The organism is Pseudomonas abyssi (assembly GCF_002307495.1).
GTDB lineage: Bacteria > Pseudomonadota > Gammaproteobacteria > Pseudomonadales > Pseudomonadaceae > Halopseudomonas > Halopseudomonas abyssi.
Genome location: NZ_NTMR01000012.1, coordinates 23,225 through 39,547 on the forward strand (window position 1 = coordinate 23,225; position 16,323 = coordinate 39,547).

Here is a 16,323-nt window from a genome sequence, read left to right on the forward strand (position 1 = left end):
ACGATTGTATACAATTAATCAGTTTAGTTGTGTACAAATAGGTTCCCAGCATGCATATACGCGTTATCAACCCCAATACCACCCAGGCGATGACCGATACCATCGGCACCGCCGCCACAGCTGTCGCAGCACCCGGCACACGCATCAGCGCGACCCAGCCGAGCAGCGGCCCCGTGTCCATCGAAAGCCACTTTGACGAAGCCGTCAGCGTACTTGGCGTGATCGATGAAATTCGCGCCGGCGAACGCGATGGCGTCGACGCCTACGTCATCGCCTGCTTCGGCGACCCCGGCCTGAACGCCGCGCGTGAGCTGACCCGAGCGCCGGTCATCGGCATTGCAGAAGCCGCCTTCCACGCCGCAACGCTGATCAGCACGCGCTTTTCCGTGGTCACCACGCTGCCGCGCACGACTATTATTGCCGAGCATCTGCTCGACAGCTACGGCATGGCCAGCCGCTGCCGCCGCGTACGCGCCGCCGACATTCCAGTGCTGGAGCTGGAAGCCAACCCGGATCTGGCGCTGGAACGCATTATCGAGGAATGTCTGAAGGCCAAACAGGAAGACGGCATCGGCGCGATTGTGCTCGGCTGCGGCGGCATGGCCGACCTCACGCCGCAGATCAGCGCCGCCGTCGGCCTGCCGATCGTTGAGGGCGTGACGGCTGCGGTCAAGCTGGCCGAGGCGCTGGTTGGCCTAGGACTGCAGACCAGCAAGCACGGCGACCTGGACTTTCCGCCGCCCAAACCTTTCACCGGACGTTTTGCCGAGTATTCGAACCTGACGCCCGACTGAGCACACCACGCCGGGGCCGGCGTGGGCGGCCCCGGATGTGGATGACAACCACCGATCGATCACAGAATCGCGGGAGACAATAATGCGCATCACACATCAACTGGAGGCCGTATGAGCACTGACATCAGCAGCGCAACGGCCAGCGAACTGCCGGCACATGACGGCAAGGCTGCAGGGGAAGAGTCCCTGGCCCCTCAACAGGTCCGCATCATGGGCCGCTTTTCCTACCTGCTGGCCTGGTTTGGCGGCTGTGTCGCCATTGGTACCTTTACCATGGGCTCCAGCGTGGTCGGCACCCTCAACCTGATCCAGGCGACCGTCGCCATCGCCATCGGCTGCTTCGTCATTGGCGTAGCCCTGGTCCTCAACGGCGCCGCCGGCTACAAGTACGGCATTCCCTTCGTGGTGCAGGCGCGCAGCGCCTTCGGCTTTACCGGCACCCGGCTACCAGGCCTGGTTCGCGCCGTGCCGGCGATCGTCTGGTACGGCTTCCAGAGCTGGATCGGTGCCGGCGCGCTGAACATGGTCTCGGCCACGCTGTTCGGCTTCGACAATCTGGTGTTCTTCTTCATCGCCTTCCAGTTTCTGCAGATTGGCCTGTCGGTGATGGGCTTCCAAGGCATCAAGTGGCTGGAGAACGTCGGCAGCGCCTTTATCCTCGCCTCGCTGGTATACATGTTCTACAGCACGGTGCAGCGCTACGGTGACGAGCTGTCGATGAGCCTGCTGACCATGCAAGGCTCCTGGGGGCTGCCGTTCTGGAGCGCGACCATGCTGTTCCTCGGCATCTACAGCACCATGATCCTCAATGTCAGTGACTACTCGCGCGAGCACGAACACGGCTCCAGCCCGGGCCTGCTGACCACGCTGTACTCGATGTCGATTCTGCCGTGCACGCTGTTCATGGGCCTGATCGGCTACATGGTCTCCGAGGCCACCGGTGTTGCCGACCCCATCGAGGTGTTCGCCAACGCCGTGGACAACACCCCGCTGCTGATGTGCACCTTGCTGTTCATCGCCTTTGCCCAGGTCACCACCAACGTGCTGAACAACGTGGTGCCGCCGACCTATGTGCTGATGGACGTGTTCAAGTTGAAATTCCGTCCGGCCACGGTGATCGTCGGGCTGCTGGCCTTTGCGACCTTCCCCTGGAAGCTGGTCAGCGCGGACTCGGCTGCGGGCCTGCAGGTGTTTGTGCAGACCTACTCGGCGTTTCTCGGGCCGATCTTTGCCATTCTGGTGGTGGACTACTACCTGATTCGCAAGCGCACCCTCAACCTGCAGCACCTGTACGATGCCGAAGGCCCCTATCGCGGCGTCAACTACGCGGCGCTGGTGGCCACAGCGATCGGTGTGGTGGCTGCGCTCAGCCTGTCGAGTATTTCCTGGTACGCCAGCCTGATCCCGGCAGGCCTGAGCTACTACCTGCTGATGCAGTACTGGCCCGCCTGCGCGCGCTTCAGACAGTGAGCCCTGGTATCGCCGCTGGGTTGATTTAAGGAAGCACTGATTAACTCAGCGGCGATAACCGGCAAACACATCCTGCAGATCAGGCACGGCCTGCGGCTCATCACCGATCGACAGCGACGCTTCGATGTCCTCCAGGTGCTTTGCCATAAAGGCCGCCGCCGCCTTGCCATCGCCCTTCTCCAGCAGCTCCAGTAGTTGCTGGTGGTCCGTGCAGTCGCAGCCCAAATTGCCGGCGTTGCCGTAGACCGCCAGGATCAGCGACGAGCGCGAACACAGCTGGACCACAAAGGTGGCCAGGGTCTGATTGCCGGCCAACGCCGCCAGCGTGCCGTGAAACTGCGCGGAGCACTGAATGGCTGCGCTCTGTTCTCCAGCCTCCAACGCCTGCTGCTCCTGCGCTGCCAGAGCCCGCAGCCGGGTCAGCCCGGCGGCATCCAGGGTCTGCGCCAGCGGCAACATGGCCCCGCATTCAACCAGCCGTCGCGCCTCAAATACCTCCCGCGCTTCCTCGGCCGAGGGTCGGGTAACGCTGGCGCCCTTGCCGGGCGTCAGGGTGATCAACTGGTCCATTGCCAGCCGCTGCAACACCTTGCGAATGCCCGTGCGACTGACCCCAAACACATCGGCCAGGGCATCCTCACGCAAGCGCGCGCCCGGTTGCAGGCGATGCTCGATAATGGCGGCGCTGATGGCCTGATAAATGCGCTCATGGCGCTGCGCTCCGGCGTCGGAGACAGGGCTGGCAGTGGCTGCGGCGCGCAACGCCGACGCGACCCGGCGGGCAGTCATCGGGGAGTTCCTCGGTCTGGTGAAGGGTAAGGCACGCTATTGTAGCGGGTTCGGGGCGTCCAGTGCTGCCGCCGCCCCGACGATCAGGCGATCACCTGGCTGATGGTAACGACCGGCACAATGTCACTGTAGTTGACGATATCCTCATTGAGCGCCTTGCCGCCGGCCGCAAACGCCGCCTGAAACTGCGCCATATCAGCAAAGAACAGGTGGGCTGCGGCCACGATCGGCGGCGCCTTGCCGGCACCGTCGGCCAGACACTGGTCTATCTCAAGCTTCAGCAGACCATGCGCGTCAAGCTGCTGATGAATCAACTGGGCGTGGTGCTGCTGGTAGTAGCTGTGGTCAAAGCGGGCGTTTTCCTGGGCGGGATAGCTGACAGTCACGCGAATCATGGCATCAAATTCCTGTTGTTGTTGTGCTTGGCCAAGCACCATAGCACGCCTCAGCCGAGCAGCGTCTCTACCCGCTCACGCAGGCGCTGGCGGTCCGCATCAAGCACCAGCGCCTGCTCACCCAGAGCCAGCGCCTCGCGCGCCAGACGGCGCGCCGGCGCGGCAAAGCAGGCATCTTGTGCGGCCAGCGCCTGCAGCGACTTGACCAGCCGCAACTGCACGTCGATGCGCCCCGCGCCGTCACGCGCTATCGGGCCAAACAGGTCATCAAACAGGTCATCCAGCGCCAGCGGCGTCAGCCAGACCCCCTGACAGGACACCTCGGCTTCCTGCGGCGACGGCCCCTTCGCCCAGGGGGCAAACAGGCGTACTCCGCGCCCCAGAATGTCGATGGCGGTACCCGGGTCGTTGACCGCCGGCGACAACGCCCGCGAGGCAATCTCCGACAGTACCGAACAGCCAAAACGCGGGTCCTGATCAAAGGAGCGCAGACTGTCGAGGGTAAAGCAGTCACACAGCGCGCACTGCAGGTCCTCATCCAGTCGCCCGTGCACCCACAGCAGCGGCTCGGCCGGATGCACAAAGGCGCCGGGCTGTACCGGTACGTAGAGCGCCAGCTGGTGTTCCTCAGCCAGCTCGGAGAGGGTCAGCACATCCAGATGCTGCAGATAAAAGCTGTCATCCGGATACAGCGGGCGGCAGCCGGCCGGCACCTCCCCATCCCAGCAATGGGCACCGAGGCAGGGGTTGGCAATGCGCTCGCGCAGCGCTCGCGTGGTGACCTGCTCGACCCGCTCGGTGGTGTCGCCCACCCGGCCAAAGCGCGACAGGTGATCAATCCAGCGCAGAATGGTCACCACAATCAAGGCGATGACCAGCAGCGTGATCGCAAACAGCACGACTCGGCCGCTTTCGCCGTAGGCCCCGGTGCTCAGCGCCACCAGCCCCACCAGGCTGAACAGAAAGGCACCGATAAAGGTACCCAGCACGTTTTGCGTGGTGGTGTCCTGCATCAGCAGTCGGGTGGCGCGGGGCGTCACGTTACTGGTCGCGGTACTGTAAGCCGCCACCATGACACTCAGCGAGAAGGTGGTGACCGCCAGCATGCTGGAGGCGAGGATGTCGAGAATGCGATCCACCGCGTCGGCGCCGATATCCACCGGCAGCGGCCCGGGCAGCAGGCGCTCGATCAGCACCGCCAGCAGCGCCGCCGCCAGCGCCAGCACTACGTAGAGCGTGGCGCGAATCCACAGCGTCCGTGTCAGCTGCGCCAGCAGCCATTGCCATTTCGAGATCATCCCACACCCCTATACCGGTGAAGCCCACAGCTTACCGCACCCATGACGCGACACGGCAGACGTCCTATAATGGCGCGCTTTACCCTTACCCGCAGGAAACACCTCGATGAGCCACGCCACCGGCACCCTGTATATCGTCTCCGCCCCCTCCGGCGCGGGCAAAACCAGCCTGGTCAAGGCGCTGATCGAGCTGACCCCCAACCTGCAGGTGTCGGTGTCCCATACCACCCGCGCCATGCGTCCGGGCGAGGTGGACGGCGTGAACTACCACTTCACCGACCGCGAGACCTTCCTCAAGCTGGTCGAGGCCGGTGATTTTCTGGAACACGCCGAAGTCTTCGGTAACCTCTACGGCACCTCCCAGAGTGCGGTCGAGCAGGCGCTGGCCGAAGGCCGCGACCTGATTCTGGAAATCGACTGGCAGGGCGCGCAGCAGGTGCGTCGCAAGCTGCCGCAGGCCCATTCGATCTTCATTCTGCCGCCGTCCCGCGAAGCGCTGCGCCAGCGCCTGACCCAGCGCGGCCAGGACCAGGACGAGGTGATCGACCAGCGCATGGCCGAGGCCGAGGCCGAGATGAGCCACTACGTCGAGTTTGACAGCCTGGTCATCAACGATACCTTCGAACACGCGCTGGAAGACCTGCGCGCCATCGTACGCAGCTACCGTCTGCAAACCGGCGCGCAACAGGCACGCCACACCGAGCTGCTGCAGGCGCTCTTGTCAGACTGAGGCACCACCCGGTAGACTGTCAGGTCCTGCGCCCCTGCTCGGGGCGCCTTGCGTTCAATTGTTTATCCTTTCCGGAGTACCCCATGGCTCGCGTTACCGTTGAAGACTGCCTGGAAAATGTAGAAAACCGTTTTGAGCTGGTCATGCTGGCCTCCAAGCGCGCCCGTCAGCTGGCCACCGGTGGCAAAGACGCCAAGGTAGCCTGGGAAAACGACAAACCGACCGTGGTGGCACTGCGCGAAGTGGCCGAAGGTCTGGTCACCAACGCCATCATGGCTGAAGAAGCCCTGCAGGATCAGCAGGAGCCGCTGTACTCGCTGGAAGCGACCGACGAGCCGGCCGAGTAAGAAACAGGTTTGCTGTTGCGCAGGCCGGGCATCCCTGAGGTCACCACTCGCGCTGGCGGGTGCGGGAGAGCTGCATGTCTGCGATAGAAGTATTTGCCGACAACCTGGGTAACTACCTTGAGCCGGAGCAGGTCAACCTGGTCCGGCGCGCCTATTTCTACGCCGAGCAGGCTCATGACGGGCAGACCCGCCGCAGCGGCGAGCCCTACGTTACCCACCCGCTTGCGGTAGCCCACATCCTTGCCGACATGCACATGGACCATCAGAGCCTGATGGCCGCCATGCTGCATGACGTGATTGAAGACACCGGCATTCCGAAGGACGCACTGATCGAGCAGTTCGGCGATACCGTCGCCGAGCTGGTGGACGGGGTCAGCAAGCTGACCCAGATGACCTTCGAGACCAAGGCCGAAGCGCAGGCCGAAAACTTCCAGAAAATGGCGCTGGCGATGGCCCGCGACATCCGCGTGATTCTGGTCAAGCTGGCCGACCGCCTGCACAACATGCGCACCCTCGGCGCACTGGCGCCGGAAAAACGCCGACGCATCGCCAAGGAAACCCTGGAGATCTACGCGCCAATCGCCAACCGTCTGGGCATGCACAGCCTGAGCACCGAGTTTGAAGATCTCGGCTTCAAGGCCATGTACCCGATGCGCTCGATGCTGATTGACCGCGCCGTGCGTAACGCCCGGGGCAACCGCAAGGAGCTGCTCAACCGCATTCTCGAATCGCTGCAGGCCTGCCTCGAGCGCGAAGGGCTGCAGGGCAAGGTGATGGGCCGCGAGAAGCACCTGTACGGCATCTACCAGAAGATGCGCGGCAAGAAGAAGTCGTTCAATGAAATCATGGACGTCTACGCCTTCCGCATCATCGTCGACAAGCCCGACACCTGCTACCGCGTGCTTGGTGCCGTGCACAGCCTGTACAAGCCCTTCCCGGGCCGCTTCAAGGACTACATCGCGATCCCCAAGGCCAATGGCTACCAATCCCTGCACACCACGCTGTTCGGTATGCACGGGGTACCGATCGAGATTCAGATCCGTACCGACGAGATGGAAGAGCTGGCCAACAACGGCATTGCCGCGCACTGGGTCTACAAGTCCAAGGACGACGTGATCAACGGCAACCATGCGCGTACCCGCCAATGGCTGAAAAGCGTACTGGAGCTGCAGCAGAACGCCGGCAACTCGCTGGAGTTCATCGAGAACGTCAAGATTGACCTGTTCCCCGACGAAGTCTACATCTTCACCCCAAAAGGCCGCATCATGGAGCTGCCAAAGGGCTCCACACCGGTCGACTTCGCCTACGCCGTACACACCGACATCGGCAACAGCTGCATCGCCTGCCGGGTCAACCGCCGCTTGGCGCCGCTGTCCGAACCACTGGAAAGCGGCGAAACCGTCGAGATCATCACCGCGCCAGGCGCCCGCCCCAACCCGGCCTGGCTCAGCTTTGTGATCACCGGCAAGGCGCGCAGCAACATCCGCCACTTCCTCAAGCATCAGCGCCACTCCGAGTCGATTGCCCTCGGCGAGCGCCTGCTGGATAAAGTGCTGGCCAGCTTTGATACCCAGCTTAGCGCCATTCCCGAGGCCCGCATCCAGGCTGTGCTGAACGATTGCGGCATGGAGCTGATGGAAGACCTGCTGGCCGACATCGGCCTGGGCAACCGCATGGCCTACGTGGTCGCCCGCCGCCTGCTGGCCAGCGGCGACGGCGCCAGCGAGGACGAACCGCAGAAAGTCGATCAGCCGGCCAGCGCCGCAGACAGCAGCGAAAAACCGCTGGCCATCCGCGGCACCGAAGGCCTGGTGGTCAGCTTTGCACGCTGCTGCAACCCGATCCCCGGCGACCCGATTGTCGGCTATCTGTCATCGGGCAAGGGTATGGTCATTCACCAGGAAAACTGCCGCAATCTGGCCGAGCTGCGCCACAACAGCGAGAAGACTCTGCACCTGACCTGGGACAAGGATGTCAGCGGCGAATTTACCATCGAGCTGCGCGTCGAGCTGGAGCACCAGCGCGGCATCATCGCCCAGCTTGCCACCGGCATTACCGTGGCCGACGCCAGCATCGACAAGATCAGCGTCGATGAGCGCGACGGCCGGGTCAGCGTAGTACAACTGGTGGTACGCGTCCGCGACCGCCTGCACCTGTCGCAACTGATCAAGCGCATTCGCAACCTCAAGGGCGTGATGCGCATTACCCGTCTCAAGAACTGAATTTCGTCGGAGAACACATGAACAAGCAAGTTATCACCAGCGATCAGGCGCCTTCCGCTATCGGCCCCTACTCGCAGGCCATCAAGGTTGGCAACACCGTCTACCTCTCCGGCCAGATCCCGCTGGACCCGGCCACCATGGAGGTCGTTGAAGGCTTTGAAGCGCAGGTCTGCCGCGTATTCGACAACCTGAGCGCGGTTGCCGAAGCGGCTGGCGGCAAGCTGCAGGACATCGTCAAACTGAACATCTTCCTCACCGACCTGGGCAACTTCGCCACCGTCAACGAGATCATGGAGCGCTACTTCGAGAAGCCCTACCCGGCCCGCGCCGCCATCGGCGTTGCCGCACTGCCCAAGGGCGTGCCGGTCGAGATGGACGGGATTATGGTGGTGGGCTGAAGCCCAGCTGCAAGCTGCAAGCTTGGTCAGTGTCTGCTCGGCGACCACACCGTCAACTGTTTTACGGTTTCCGGGCCGCCAGCAGCCCATAAAAAACCGCGCGATTAGACACCGCGCGGTTTTTTTCTTGCGGCTTGAAGCTTGTGGCTTGCCGCTGGCTTAGCTCGGCTAACCGAGCGAAGCCTTGAGGCTGATATCAGCATTCAGCAGCTTGGAGATCGGGCAACCCTTCTTCGCCTTGTCGGCGATCTCTTCAAAGGTGCTCTGGTCAATACCGGGGATGGCGGCATTCATGGTCAGTGCCACAGCAGTCACTGCGAACCCATCGTCCTGCTTGCTCAGCGTCACCTCGGCCTGCGTGTCGATGCTGTCAGGCGTGTAGCCAGCTTCGCCCAGCAGCATGGAAAAGGCCATCGAGAAGCAGCCGGCATGCGCGGCACCAATCAATTCCTCGGGGTTGGTGCCGGGCTGGTTCTCGAAGCGAGTATTAAACCCGTAGGGGTTGGCCTTGAGGGCGCCACTTTCGGTCGAGATAGTGCCCTTGCCTTCCTTCAGTGAACCTTCCCAATGAGCGGATGCTGATTTTTTCATCTGCGCCTCCTCGTGTGCGGTTACAGGTTTGTGCTACTCACCTTGCGACCCACACGGCAGGCAGATAATTCCCCTCAATTTTTACGCCGCTAGTCGAGCAACGCCGCATAGCCCTCGCGGTAGCTCGGATACTGCGGCACCCAGCCGGACTCGCGCGCCAGTGCATTGCTGCAGCGCTTGCTGCCCATCCGGGTACTGCCGGGGCCATCGGCCTGGGCGCTGACACCAAGCTGCTGTTGCAGCCAGCCGACCACCTCATGCAAGGGGGACGGCTCGTCATCCACCCCCAGATAGCAGGGCGCCAGCAACTCACGCTGCTCGGCCTGGGCCAGCAGGTGCGCGAGCAGACCCGCGGCATCATCGCGATGGATACGGTTGGTGTACTGCGGCGGCTCGGCCGGCACGTTCATACCCGCCCTGGCCTGCTCAATCAGCCGATTGCGGCCCGGCCCATAGATACCTGCCAAGCGCACTACGGACGCCGGATGGCCGCTGCGCAGCGCGACATCCTCTGCCGCCAGCAGCGCGCTGCCGGTCTCACTGGCAGCCAGCGCCGGGCTGTTTTCAGTCACCCATTCGCCGTCCTGCTGCGCGTAAACGCCGGAGCTGGAGACCTGCAACAGATGACGCAGCGGGCGCTTGCGCTCGCCCAGCCAGCTCAACGCATGCTGCAACCCCTGAACATAGAGGCGCTGATACAAAGCGGCATCGCGCTTGCCAGCCGCCGGGCAATAAACCAGATAATCGAGCTGCGCTGGCCAGTCTGCCGGGCGCTCCGGCGAGCACAGGTCACCCGCCACCGGCACAATGCCCGCTGGCAAGGCGGCGGTATCGCGGCGCAGGCCATAGACCTGCCAGCCCTCCGCCAGCAGCCGCCGACCCAGCTCGCTTCCCACATCACCGCACCCGGCAATCATCACACTCGGCATGGCACTCGCGCCTCCTCTCGGTTCATTGGCCGTCTACTCTAACAGGCCGACAGGCCAGCGATGCACTGAGATGAGCATGGCGTCACCCTTCGCTCGATCAACGCCGCCAGGCGTGTCGCCATTAGGTCTATCCTGTGGCGCCAGCGATTGTTTTACTCTATTAGACAACGGGCTATGCTAGAGCCTGTTTCCACGCCAATGCAGATTTCCACCGATGACTCTGACCGAACTCCGCTACATCGTCACTCTCGCCCAGGAACAGCACTTCGGCCACGCGGCCGAGCGCTGCCACGTCTCACAGCCGACCCTCAGTGTCGGCGTGAAGAAGCTGGAGGAAGAGCTCGGCGTGATGATCTTTGAACGCAGCAAGAGCGCGGTGCGTGTTACGCCAATCGGCGAGCGCATCGTCGCCCAGGCGCAGAAGGTGCTGGAAGAAGCCCTGGGTATTCGCGAGCTGGCCAGCGCCGGCAAAAACCAGCTGGCAGCACCGCTGAAGGTCGGCGCCATCTATACCATTGGCCCGTACCTGTTTCCGCATCTGGTGCCGCAGCTGCACCGGGTCGCGCCGGAGATGCCGCTGTATATCGAAGAGAACCTTACCCACGTGCTGCGTGACAAGCTGCGCAACGGCGAGCTGGACGCGATCATCATCGCGCTGCCGTTCCAGGAGCCAGACGTACTGACCAAGACGCTCTACGACGAACCCTTCAGCCTGCTGCTGCCGGCCAGCCACCCCTGGGCCAAACGCGACGCCGTGACCCTCGACGAGCTGGATGACAGCAAGCTGCTGCTGCTGGGCGAGGGGCACTGCTTCCGCGACCAGGTGCTCGAAGCCTGCCCGACGCTGCAAAAGGGCGATCAGCAACACCGGCAGACCACGGTCGAATCCAGCTCGCTGGAGACCATCCGCCATATGGTCGCCTCAGGGATCGGCATGACCGTGCTGCCCATGTCCGCCGCGGATGACCGCTACTACAGCTCGGACCTGCTGGTCACCAAGCCCTTCAAGACGCCGGCGCCCTATCGCACCGTGGCCGTTGCCTGGCGTGCCAGCTTCCCGCGGCCCAAGGCCATCGAACTGCTCAGCGACTCAATCCGTCTATGCTCGGTAGGCCAGCCGCCCCAGTGAGCGAATACACCCCGCTGACCGTTCTCAAGGGCATCGGGCCAGCGCTGGCCGACAAGCTCGACCGACTGGGCCTGAGTTCGGTACAGGACCTGCTGTTTCACCTGCCGCTGCGCTATCAGGATCGCACCCGGGTGACCCCCATCGGTGCCCTGCAACCGGGCCTGGACGCCGTGGTGGAAGGCACCGTGCTGGCCGCCGAGGTGGTCATGGGCCGGCGGCGCAGCCTGCTGTGCCGGTTGCAGGACGGCAGCGGCACGCTGAGCCTGCGCTTTTACTACTTTTCCGCTGCGCTCAAGGCAAGCCTGAGCCGCGGCAGCCACTGGCGCTGCTACGGTGAAGTGCGTCCCGGCGCGTCGGGCCTGGAGATCTATCACCCGGAACTGCACAACCTCGATACCGCCCAGGCGTTACCGGTCAGCGACACGCTCACGCCCATCTACCCGGCCACCGAAGGCTTGTCCCAGCAGCGTCTGCGCAGCCTGACCGACGGCTCCCTGGCCTGGCTGGCACAGGGCAATCACCTGACCGAGTGGCTGCCCGCGCCACTGGCCGACGCGTATCGGCTACCGCCGCTGCGAGAGGCCGTACAGCTACTGCACCGCCCACCGCCGGATATCGATCTGGAAGCGCTGCAGGATGGTCGCCATTGGGCCCAGCACCGGCTGGCCTTTGAAGAGCTGATGGCGCACCAGCTGGCCATGCTGCGCCTGCGCGCCCAGATGCGCGCACACAAAGCTCCTGCGATGCGCGCCGCCGGCGAACTGGCCGACGCCTTCATCCAGCAACTGGGCTTTGCCCTGACCGGCGCCCAGCGCCGGGTGGCCGACGAGATCCTGCTGGATCTGGCCCAGCCCCGCCCGATGCTGCGCCTGGTGCAAGGCGATGTCGGCGCCGGCAAGACTGTGGTCGCCGCGCTGGCCGCGCTGCAGGCCATCGAGGCCGGCTGGCAGGTAGCATTGATGGCGCCGACCGAAATCCTTGCCGAGCAGCATTTCAACAACTTCCAGCGCTGGTTCAGTGCGCTGGGCCTGTCGGTGGCCTGGGTCGCCGGCAAGCTCAAGGGCAAAGCACGCGCCAACCAGCTGCAGCTCATTGCCAGTGGCGAAGCCGCCATGATTGTCGGCACCCATGCGCTGTTCCAGGACGACGTGCAGTTTCGCAATCTGGGCCTGGCCATTATCGACGAGCAGCACCGCTTCGGCGTGCAGCAACGGCTGGCGCTGCGCGACAAGGGCGCCACCAGCGGCGTCTCACCACACCAGCTGATCATGACGGCAACCCCCATACCACGCACCCTGGCAATGAGCGCCTACGCCGACCTGGACACGTCGGTACTCGATGAGTTGCCGCCAGGCCGCACCCCGGTCAATACCGTGCTGATTGCCGACAGTCGCCGCGCCGAGGTCATCGAGCGGGTGCGCGCCGGCTGCGCCGAGGGCCGACAGGCCTACTGGGTCTGCACCCTGATCGAGGAGTCCGAGCAGTTGCAGGCGCAGGCCGCCGAAGCCACCTGGGAGTCGCTGTGCGAGGCCCTGCCGGGGCTGTCCATCGGGCTGATCCACGGCCGCATGAAAGCGGCAGAGAAAGCCGAGATCATGGCCGCCTTCAAGGCTGGCGACCTGCACTTGCTGGTCGCCACCACGGTCATCGAGGTCGGCGTCGATGTACCCAATGCCAGTCTAATGATTATCGAGAACCCCGAGCGCCTCGGCCTGGCCCAGCTGCACCAGCTACGTGGCCGGGTGGGCCGTGGCAGCGCCGCCAGCCACTGTGTGTTGCTGTATCACGCACCTCTGTCCGCTTTGGGGCGCGAGCGCCTGGGCATCATGCGCGAGAGCACAGACGGCTTTGTGATTGCCGAGAGGGACCTGGCCCTGCGCGGCCCCGGTGAGGTGCTCGGTACTCGGCAGACCGGCGTGGTGCAATTTCGCGTGGCCGACCTGGTGCGCGACGCCGACCTGCTGCCCGATGTACAGCAGGCCGCCCAGCAACTGGCCCAGCAGTACCCGGACCATGTACAACCGTTACTTGACCGCTGGATAGCCCAAGGCCAGCATTTTGCCCAGGTATGACAGCCGCTATGCTCACGCTGTCAGGCCCAGTTCACATGCAAGACTGCTACGCTGAAACAGGCAGACCGCCGTCAGCGCAAGGAAGAGTTCATGAATAGCCAAACGGCCCCAGAACAGCACGCCGCCACCCTGCCCGATCTGATCGAAAAGCTGTTGCAGCAGCAAGGCATCGCCTACCAGCTCAGGCCGACCAGCGACAGCTGGCCAGCCGCCCAGCAGATTCAGGCCAGTCTGGTGTGTGATGCCGTCGGTACGGTACTGACACTGATTCCCAAGAATCACCTGCTGGACCTGAAGGTACTGGGCGCATTGCTCGGGCGCGAACTTGAGCCGGTGCGCGACCAGCAGCTGCAACGCATCCTCAGCAAGCACCAGCTGAACCAGCTGCCCGGTCTGCCGATCCTGTTCAATTCCCCCTGCGTCTGCGAACAAAGCCTGCTGGAGCAGAGCGAAGTCTGTCTGGACAGCGGCCTGACCGGCTGGAGCCTGGTCATCAGCCAGGATGGCGCCCGCACCCTGATGGGCAAGGCCAGTCTGGCGCGCTTTGCCGTCCCCCTGGCCGGCTTGAGCGCGGTTTCCAGCGGCATTGAGCAAGACGGGCAGGACCTGAGCGATGCCGTGCAGAACTTCACCGCACTGCGCATGAAACAGCGGCTGGAGGAGACCATCGAGATTCCGCCGCTGCCTGAATCTGCCCAGAAGATCATGAAACTGCGGGTAGATCCCGATGCCGACATCGCCGACCTGGCCGACGTGGTCGAAACCGACCCCAGCCTGGCCGCGCAGGTCGTCAGCTGGGCCGCCTCCCCCTACTACGCCGCCCCCGGCAAGATTCGCTCGGTGGAAGACGCCATCGGCCGCGTGCTGGGCTTTGATCTGGTGATCAATCTGGCCGTCGGCCTGGCCCTGGGCAAGACCTTCCGCCTGCCGGGCGACGCCCCGGAGCGCAGCACGCCTTACTGGGAGCAGGCCATCTACACGGCTGCGGTGATCGAGGGGCTAGCCAAGGCAATGCCGCGCGACCGCCGTCCCGAACTGGGCCTGAACTACCTGGGCGGCCTGCTGCACAACTTCGGCTATCTGGTGCTGGCCTATATCTTCCCACCCTACTTCAAGCTGATCTGTCGGCATATCGAAGCCAACCCCCACGTCCCCCCGCACCTGATCGAACAGCACCTGATCGGCGTCAGCCGTGATCAGGTCGGTAGCTGGTTGATGCACTACTGGGACATGCCGGAGGAGATCTGCACCGCCCTGCGCCAGCAGCATAACCCGCTGTATCAGGGTCAGGATCACATCTATGCCAACCTCATCTACCTGAGTCTGGCATTGCTCAGACAGCACGATATTGGCAGCGGCCCGCGCGTGCCGATCCCCGACACACTGCTCGCCCGGCTGGGGCTGGACAGGGCGCAGGCCGATGCGGCGGTAGACAAGGTACTGGATGCGCGCGATGCGCTGCGCTCGCTGGTCAACAAGTACCAGGAGCAGAGATAAACAGGGGCTCGGACGAGCCCCTGTCAGACTGCAGAATCAGTTGACGGCGTCGCGCAGGCTTTTGCCGGGTTTGAAGGAAACGGTATTGCTGGCCTTGATCTTGACCGGCGCGCCAGTCTGGGGGTTTTTGCCGGTACGGGCGCCACGGTGGCGCTGCAGGAAGGTGCCGAACCCAACCAGGGTAACCGAGTCTTTCTCGCTCAGGGCCTTGGTGATTTCGTCCAGCACGGCGTTGAGTACCCGGTTCGCCTGATCCTTGCTCAGGTCGGCCTTATCGGCGATCGCCGCCGCGAGATCTGGTTTACGCATATGAAGCCTCATTGTCTGTTGTTTTTGTTTTGACCGCCGCGTCCTCACAGCGGGCTTGCCAGAGCATCTGCGTCAATGCCACAGGCTCCATCGAAGCCCGGCCAGCATGGCACGACTGAGCCAGATACGCCAGCCGTCTCAGCCCCGAAGCGGCAGCCTATCACGCAATTTCCCGACAAATGGCCCGTCAGGACAACCAGGCCGGCAACTCCCGGGTCAGCAGCGCCTTTTCTGATACCGCCGCGCCAGTCAGAGCAAAGCCCTGCAGCTGCCCTGTCTGATCGATAAAGACCGCGCGCAGGTCCTCCCCTTCGCCGCTGATCTGCCACTCGCCGCTAACACCGGCAAGCGGCGGCGCAACCACCAGCGGACACGCAGGCGTCTTCACCATGATCGGCATCGCCGGATAGCTGACCGCCGTCGGCGTACCCGCCAGCGTCTTGGCCAGCGCACGGGCCGACGTCATCAGCGGCATCACGTACATCAGGTTCAGCCCCGCCACCTCGGCGCAGTCGCCCAGCGCATAAATGTGCGGGTCGCTGCTGCGCAGTTGCGCATCTACCCGCACGCCGCGCCCAACGCTGAGCCCGGCGGCAGCCGCCAGGTCAGTGCGCGGTGCCAGGCCGATGGCAGAGAGGCCCTGATCGGCGTGCACTTCGCTGCCGTCATCAAGCAGCGCCAGCAGAGCATTCTCGCTGGCGGCCAGTTCACGGATGCCACACCCCAGATGAAAGGTCACGCCCAGCGCTTCGAGGCGGCGCTGCAGCGCCGCTGCTACCGGTTCCGGCAACAGCTGGGGCATCACCCAGGGGTCGGTAGCCACGACGGTCACCTCAAAGCCGCCCAGGCTCAGATCGTTGGCGAACTCGCAGCCGATCAACCCGGCGCCGATGATCAGCACCTTCTTGCGTCCGGTCAGCGCCGCACGGAAGAGCCCGTAGTCCGCCAGATCATTGATCGACAGCAGGCGCTCACCCAGTTGCTCGCGCCAGGGCAAGGCCCGAACCTCGGCGCCCAGTGCCAGCACCAGATCGCTGTAGGCTTGCTGCCGATCGCCCAGAGTCAGGGTGCGCGCGGCAGGATCAATGGCGCTGACAGACACGCCTGTCAGCACCTCAGCGCCGAGCTGGGCGGCCATCGCGTTGGCGTCCTGCATGGCCAGCTCATCGGCTTCCTTGCCCTTGGCAAAACCGGTCGAGAGCAGCGGCTTGGAATAGAAACGGCCGTCATCGGCACTGACCAGCAGCATCGGGCGCTGGTTATCCAGCTTGCGAAATTCCTTGGCCAGGTTGTAGCCGGCCAGGCCGGTTCCGACAATAACCAGCGGGGCGGTGTCTGCCACGGGTAGGGTCT

16 protein-coding genes are annotated in these 16,323 nt (G+C 63.9%); 9 read left to right on the forward strand and 7 right to left on the reverse strand.

The window, feature by feature from the left end:
• The first annotated feature begins 50 nt into the window (after nucleotides 1-50).
• Nucleotides 51-794: an aspartate/glutamate racemase family protein gene (locus tag CNQ84_RS10545; RefSeq protein WP_096004843.1), complete on the forward strand. Its 744-nt coding sequence runs from the start codon at nucleotides 51-53 to the stop codon at nucleotides 792-794.
• Nucleotides 795-905: 111 nt separating this feature from the next.
• Complete coding sequence (locus CNQ84_RS10550) at nucleotides 906-2,264, forward strand: NCS1 family transporter (RefSeq protein WP_096004844.1); 1,359 nt, start codon at nucleotides 906-908, stop codon at nucleotides 2,262-2,264.
• 45 nt (nucleotides 2,265-2,309) lie between these two features.
• Here the strand turns inward: CNQ84_RS10550 and CNQ84_RS10555 are convergent, their stop codons facing one another.
• The 3 genes from CNQ84_RS10555 to CNQ84_RS10565 form a co-directional block, all read right to left on the reverse strand.
• On the reverse strand, nucleotides 2,310-3,053 hold the full coding sequence (locus tag CNQ84_RS10555; protein ID WP_096004845.1) for a GntR family transcriptional regulator: 744 nt from the start codon (nucleotides 3,051-3,053) through the stop codon (nucleotides 2,310-2,312).
• A gap of 83 nt (nucleotides 3,054-3,136) precedes the next feature.
• Nucleotides 3,137-3,448, reverse strand: coding sequence for an EthD family reductase (locus tag CNQ84_RS10560; protein WP_165771271.1), 312 nt, complete (start codon nucleotides 3,446-3,448; stop codon nucleotides 3,137-3,139).
• Nucleotides 3,449-3,498: 50 nt separating this feature from the next.
• A complete protein-coding gene (locus CNQ84_RS10565) occupies nucleotides 3,499-4,746 on the reverse strand; it encodes a DUF2254 domain-containing protein (protein WP_096004847.1) in 1,248 nt (415 codons plus the stop codon).
• A 106-nt stretch (nucleotides 4,747-4,852) separates the two neighbouring features.
• Here CNQ84_RS10565 and gmk point away from each other — a divergent pair, with 106 nt between their 5' ends.
• The 4 genes from gmk (at nucleotide 4,853) to CNQ84_RS10585 (ending at nucleotide 8,443) form a co-directional block, all read left to right on the forward strand.
• Nucleotides 4,853-5,476: a guanylate kinase gene (gene gmk / locus CNQ84_RS10570; protein ID WP_096004848.1), complete on the forward strand. Its 624-nt coding sequence runs from the start codon at nucleotides 4,853-4,855 to the stop codon at nucleotides 5,474-5,476.
• A gap of 83 nt (nucleotides 5,477-5,559) precedes the next feature.
• Nucleotides 5,560-5,823 (forward strand): DNA-directed RNA polymerase subunit omega, encoded by a 264-nt coding sequence (gene rpoZ / locus CNQ84_RS10575; RefSeq protein WP_096004849.1) that lies wholly within the window; start codon nucleotides 5,560-5,562, stop codon nucleotides 5,821-5,823.
• Between the two features lie 74 nt (nucleotides 5,824-5,897).
• Nucleotides 5,898-8,045: a bifunctional GTP diphosphokinase/guanosine-3',5'-bis pyrophosphate 3'-pyrophosphohydrolase gene (spoT, locus tag CNQ84_RS10580; protein WP_096004850.1), complete on the forward strand. Its 2,148-nt coding sequence runs from the start codon at nucleotides 5,898-5,900 to the stop codon at nucleotides 8,043-8,045.
• 17 nt (nucleotides 8,046-8,062) lie between these two features.
• Nucleotides 8,063-8,443 carry a RidA family protein gene (locus CNQ84_RS10585; RefSeq protein WP_096004851.1) on the forward strand — a complete coding sequence of 127 codons (381 nt, stop codon included), beginning with the start codon at nucleotides 8,063-8,065 and terminating at the stop codon, nucleotides 8,441-8,443.
• 168 nt (nucleotides 8,444-8,611) lie between these two features.
• Here the strand turns inward: CNQ84_RS10585 and CNQ84_RS10590 are convergent, their stop codons facing one another.
• Together CNQ84_RS10590 and CNQ84_RS10595 are read right to left on the reverse strand one after the other, a co-directional pair.
• A complete protein-coding gene (locus CNQ84_RS10590; RefSeq protein ID WP_096004852.1) occupies nucleotides 8,612-9,034 on the reverse strand; it encodes an OsmC family protein in 423 nt (140 codons plus the stop codon).
• 89 nt (nucleotides 9,035-9,123) lie between these two features.
• Entirely contained in the window at nucleotides 9,124-9,963 is an 840-nt protein-coding gene (locus CNQ84_RS10595; RefSeq protein WP_096004853.1) for an NAD-dependent epimerase/dehydratase family protein, read from the reverse strand.
• Nucleotides 9,964-10,177: 214 nt separating this feature from the next.
• Here CNQ84_RS10595 and CNQ84_RS10600 point away from each other — a divergent pair, with 214 nt between their 5' ends.
• The 3 genes from CNQ84_RS10600 to CNQ84_RS10610 all read left to right on the forward strand — a co-directional run bounded on the left by CNQ84_RS10600 (nucleotide 10,178) and on the right by CNQ84_RS10610 (nucleotide 14,661).
• Entirely contained in the window at nucleotides 10,178-11,092 is a 915-nt protein-coding gene (locus CNQ84_RS10600; protein ID WP_096005006.1) for a hydrogen peroxide-inducible genes activator, read from the forward strand.
• Nucleotides 11,089-13,164 carry an ATP-dependent DNA helicase RecG gene (recG, locus tag CNQ84_RS10605; protein WP_217350085.1) on the forward strand — a complete coding sequence of 692 codons (2,076 nt, stop codon included), beginning with the start codon at nucleotides 11,089-11,091 and terminating at the stop codon, nucleotides 13,162-13,164. The genes CNQ84_RS10600 and recG overlap by 4 nt, the downstream gene beginning before the upstream one ends.
• A 90-nt stretch (nucleotides 13,165-13,254) precedes the next feature.
• Nucleotides 13,255-14,661: an aminoacyl-tRNA deacylase and HDOD domain-containing protein gene (locus tag CNQ84_RS10610; RefSeq protein ID WP_096004855.1), complete on the forward strand. Its 1,407-nt coding sequence runs from the start codon at nucleotides 13,255-13,257 to the stop codon at nucleotides 14,659-14,661.
• A 36-nt stretch (nucleotides 14,662-14,697) separates the two neighbouring features.
• On the opposite strand, the gene CNQ84_RS10615 is transcribed toward CNQ84_RS10610, so the two are convergent.
• Both CNQ84_RS10615 and CNQ84_RS10620 read right to left on the reverse strand, forming a co-directional pair.
• Entirely contained in the window at nucleotides 14,698-14,970 is a 273-nt protein-coding gene (locus tag CNQ84_RS10615; protein WP_083723913.1) for an HU family DNA-binding protein, read from the reverse strand.
• A 187-nt stretch (nucleotides 14,971-15,157) separates the two neighbouring features.
• The gene (locus tag CNQ84_RS10620) at nucleotides 15,158-16,312 is read right to left on the reverse strand and encodes an NAD(P)/FAD-dependent oxidoreductase (RefSeq protein WP_165771272.1); all 1,155 of its coding nucleotides are present in this window, start codon (nucleotides 16,310-16,312) and stop codon (nucleotides 15,158-15,160) included.
• Nucleotides 16,313-16,323 lie beyond the last annotated feature (11 nt).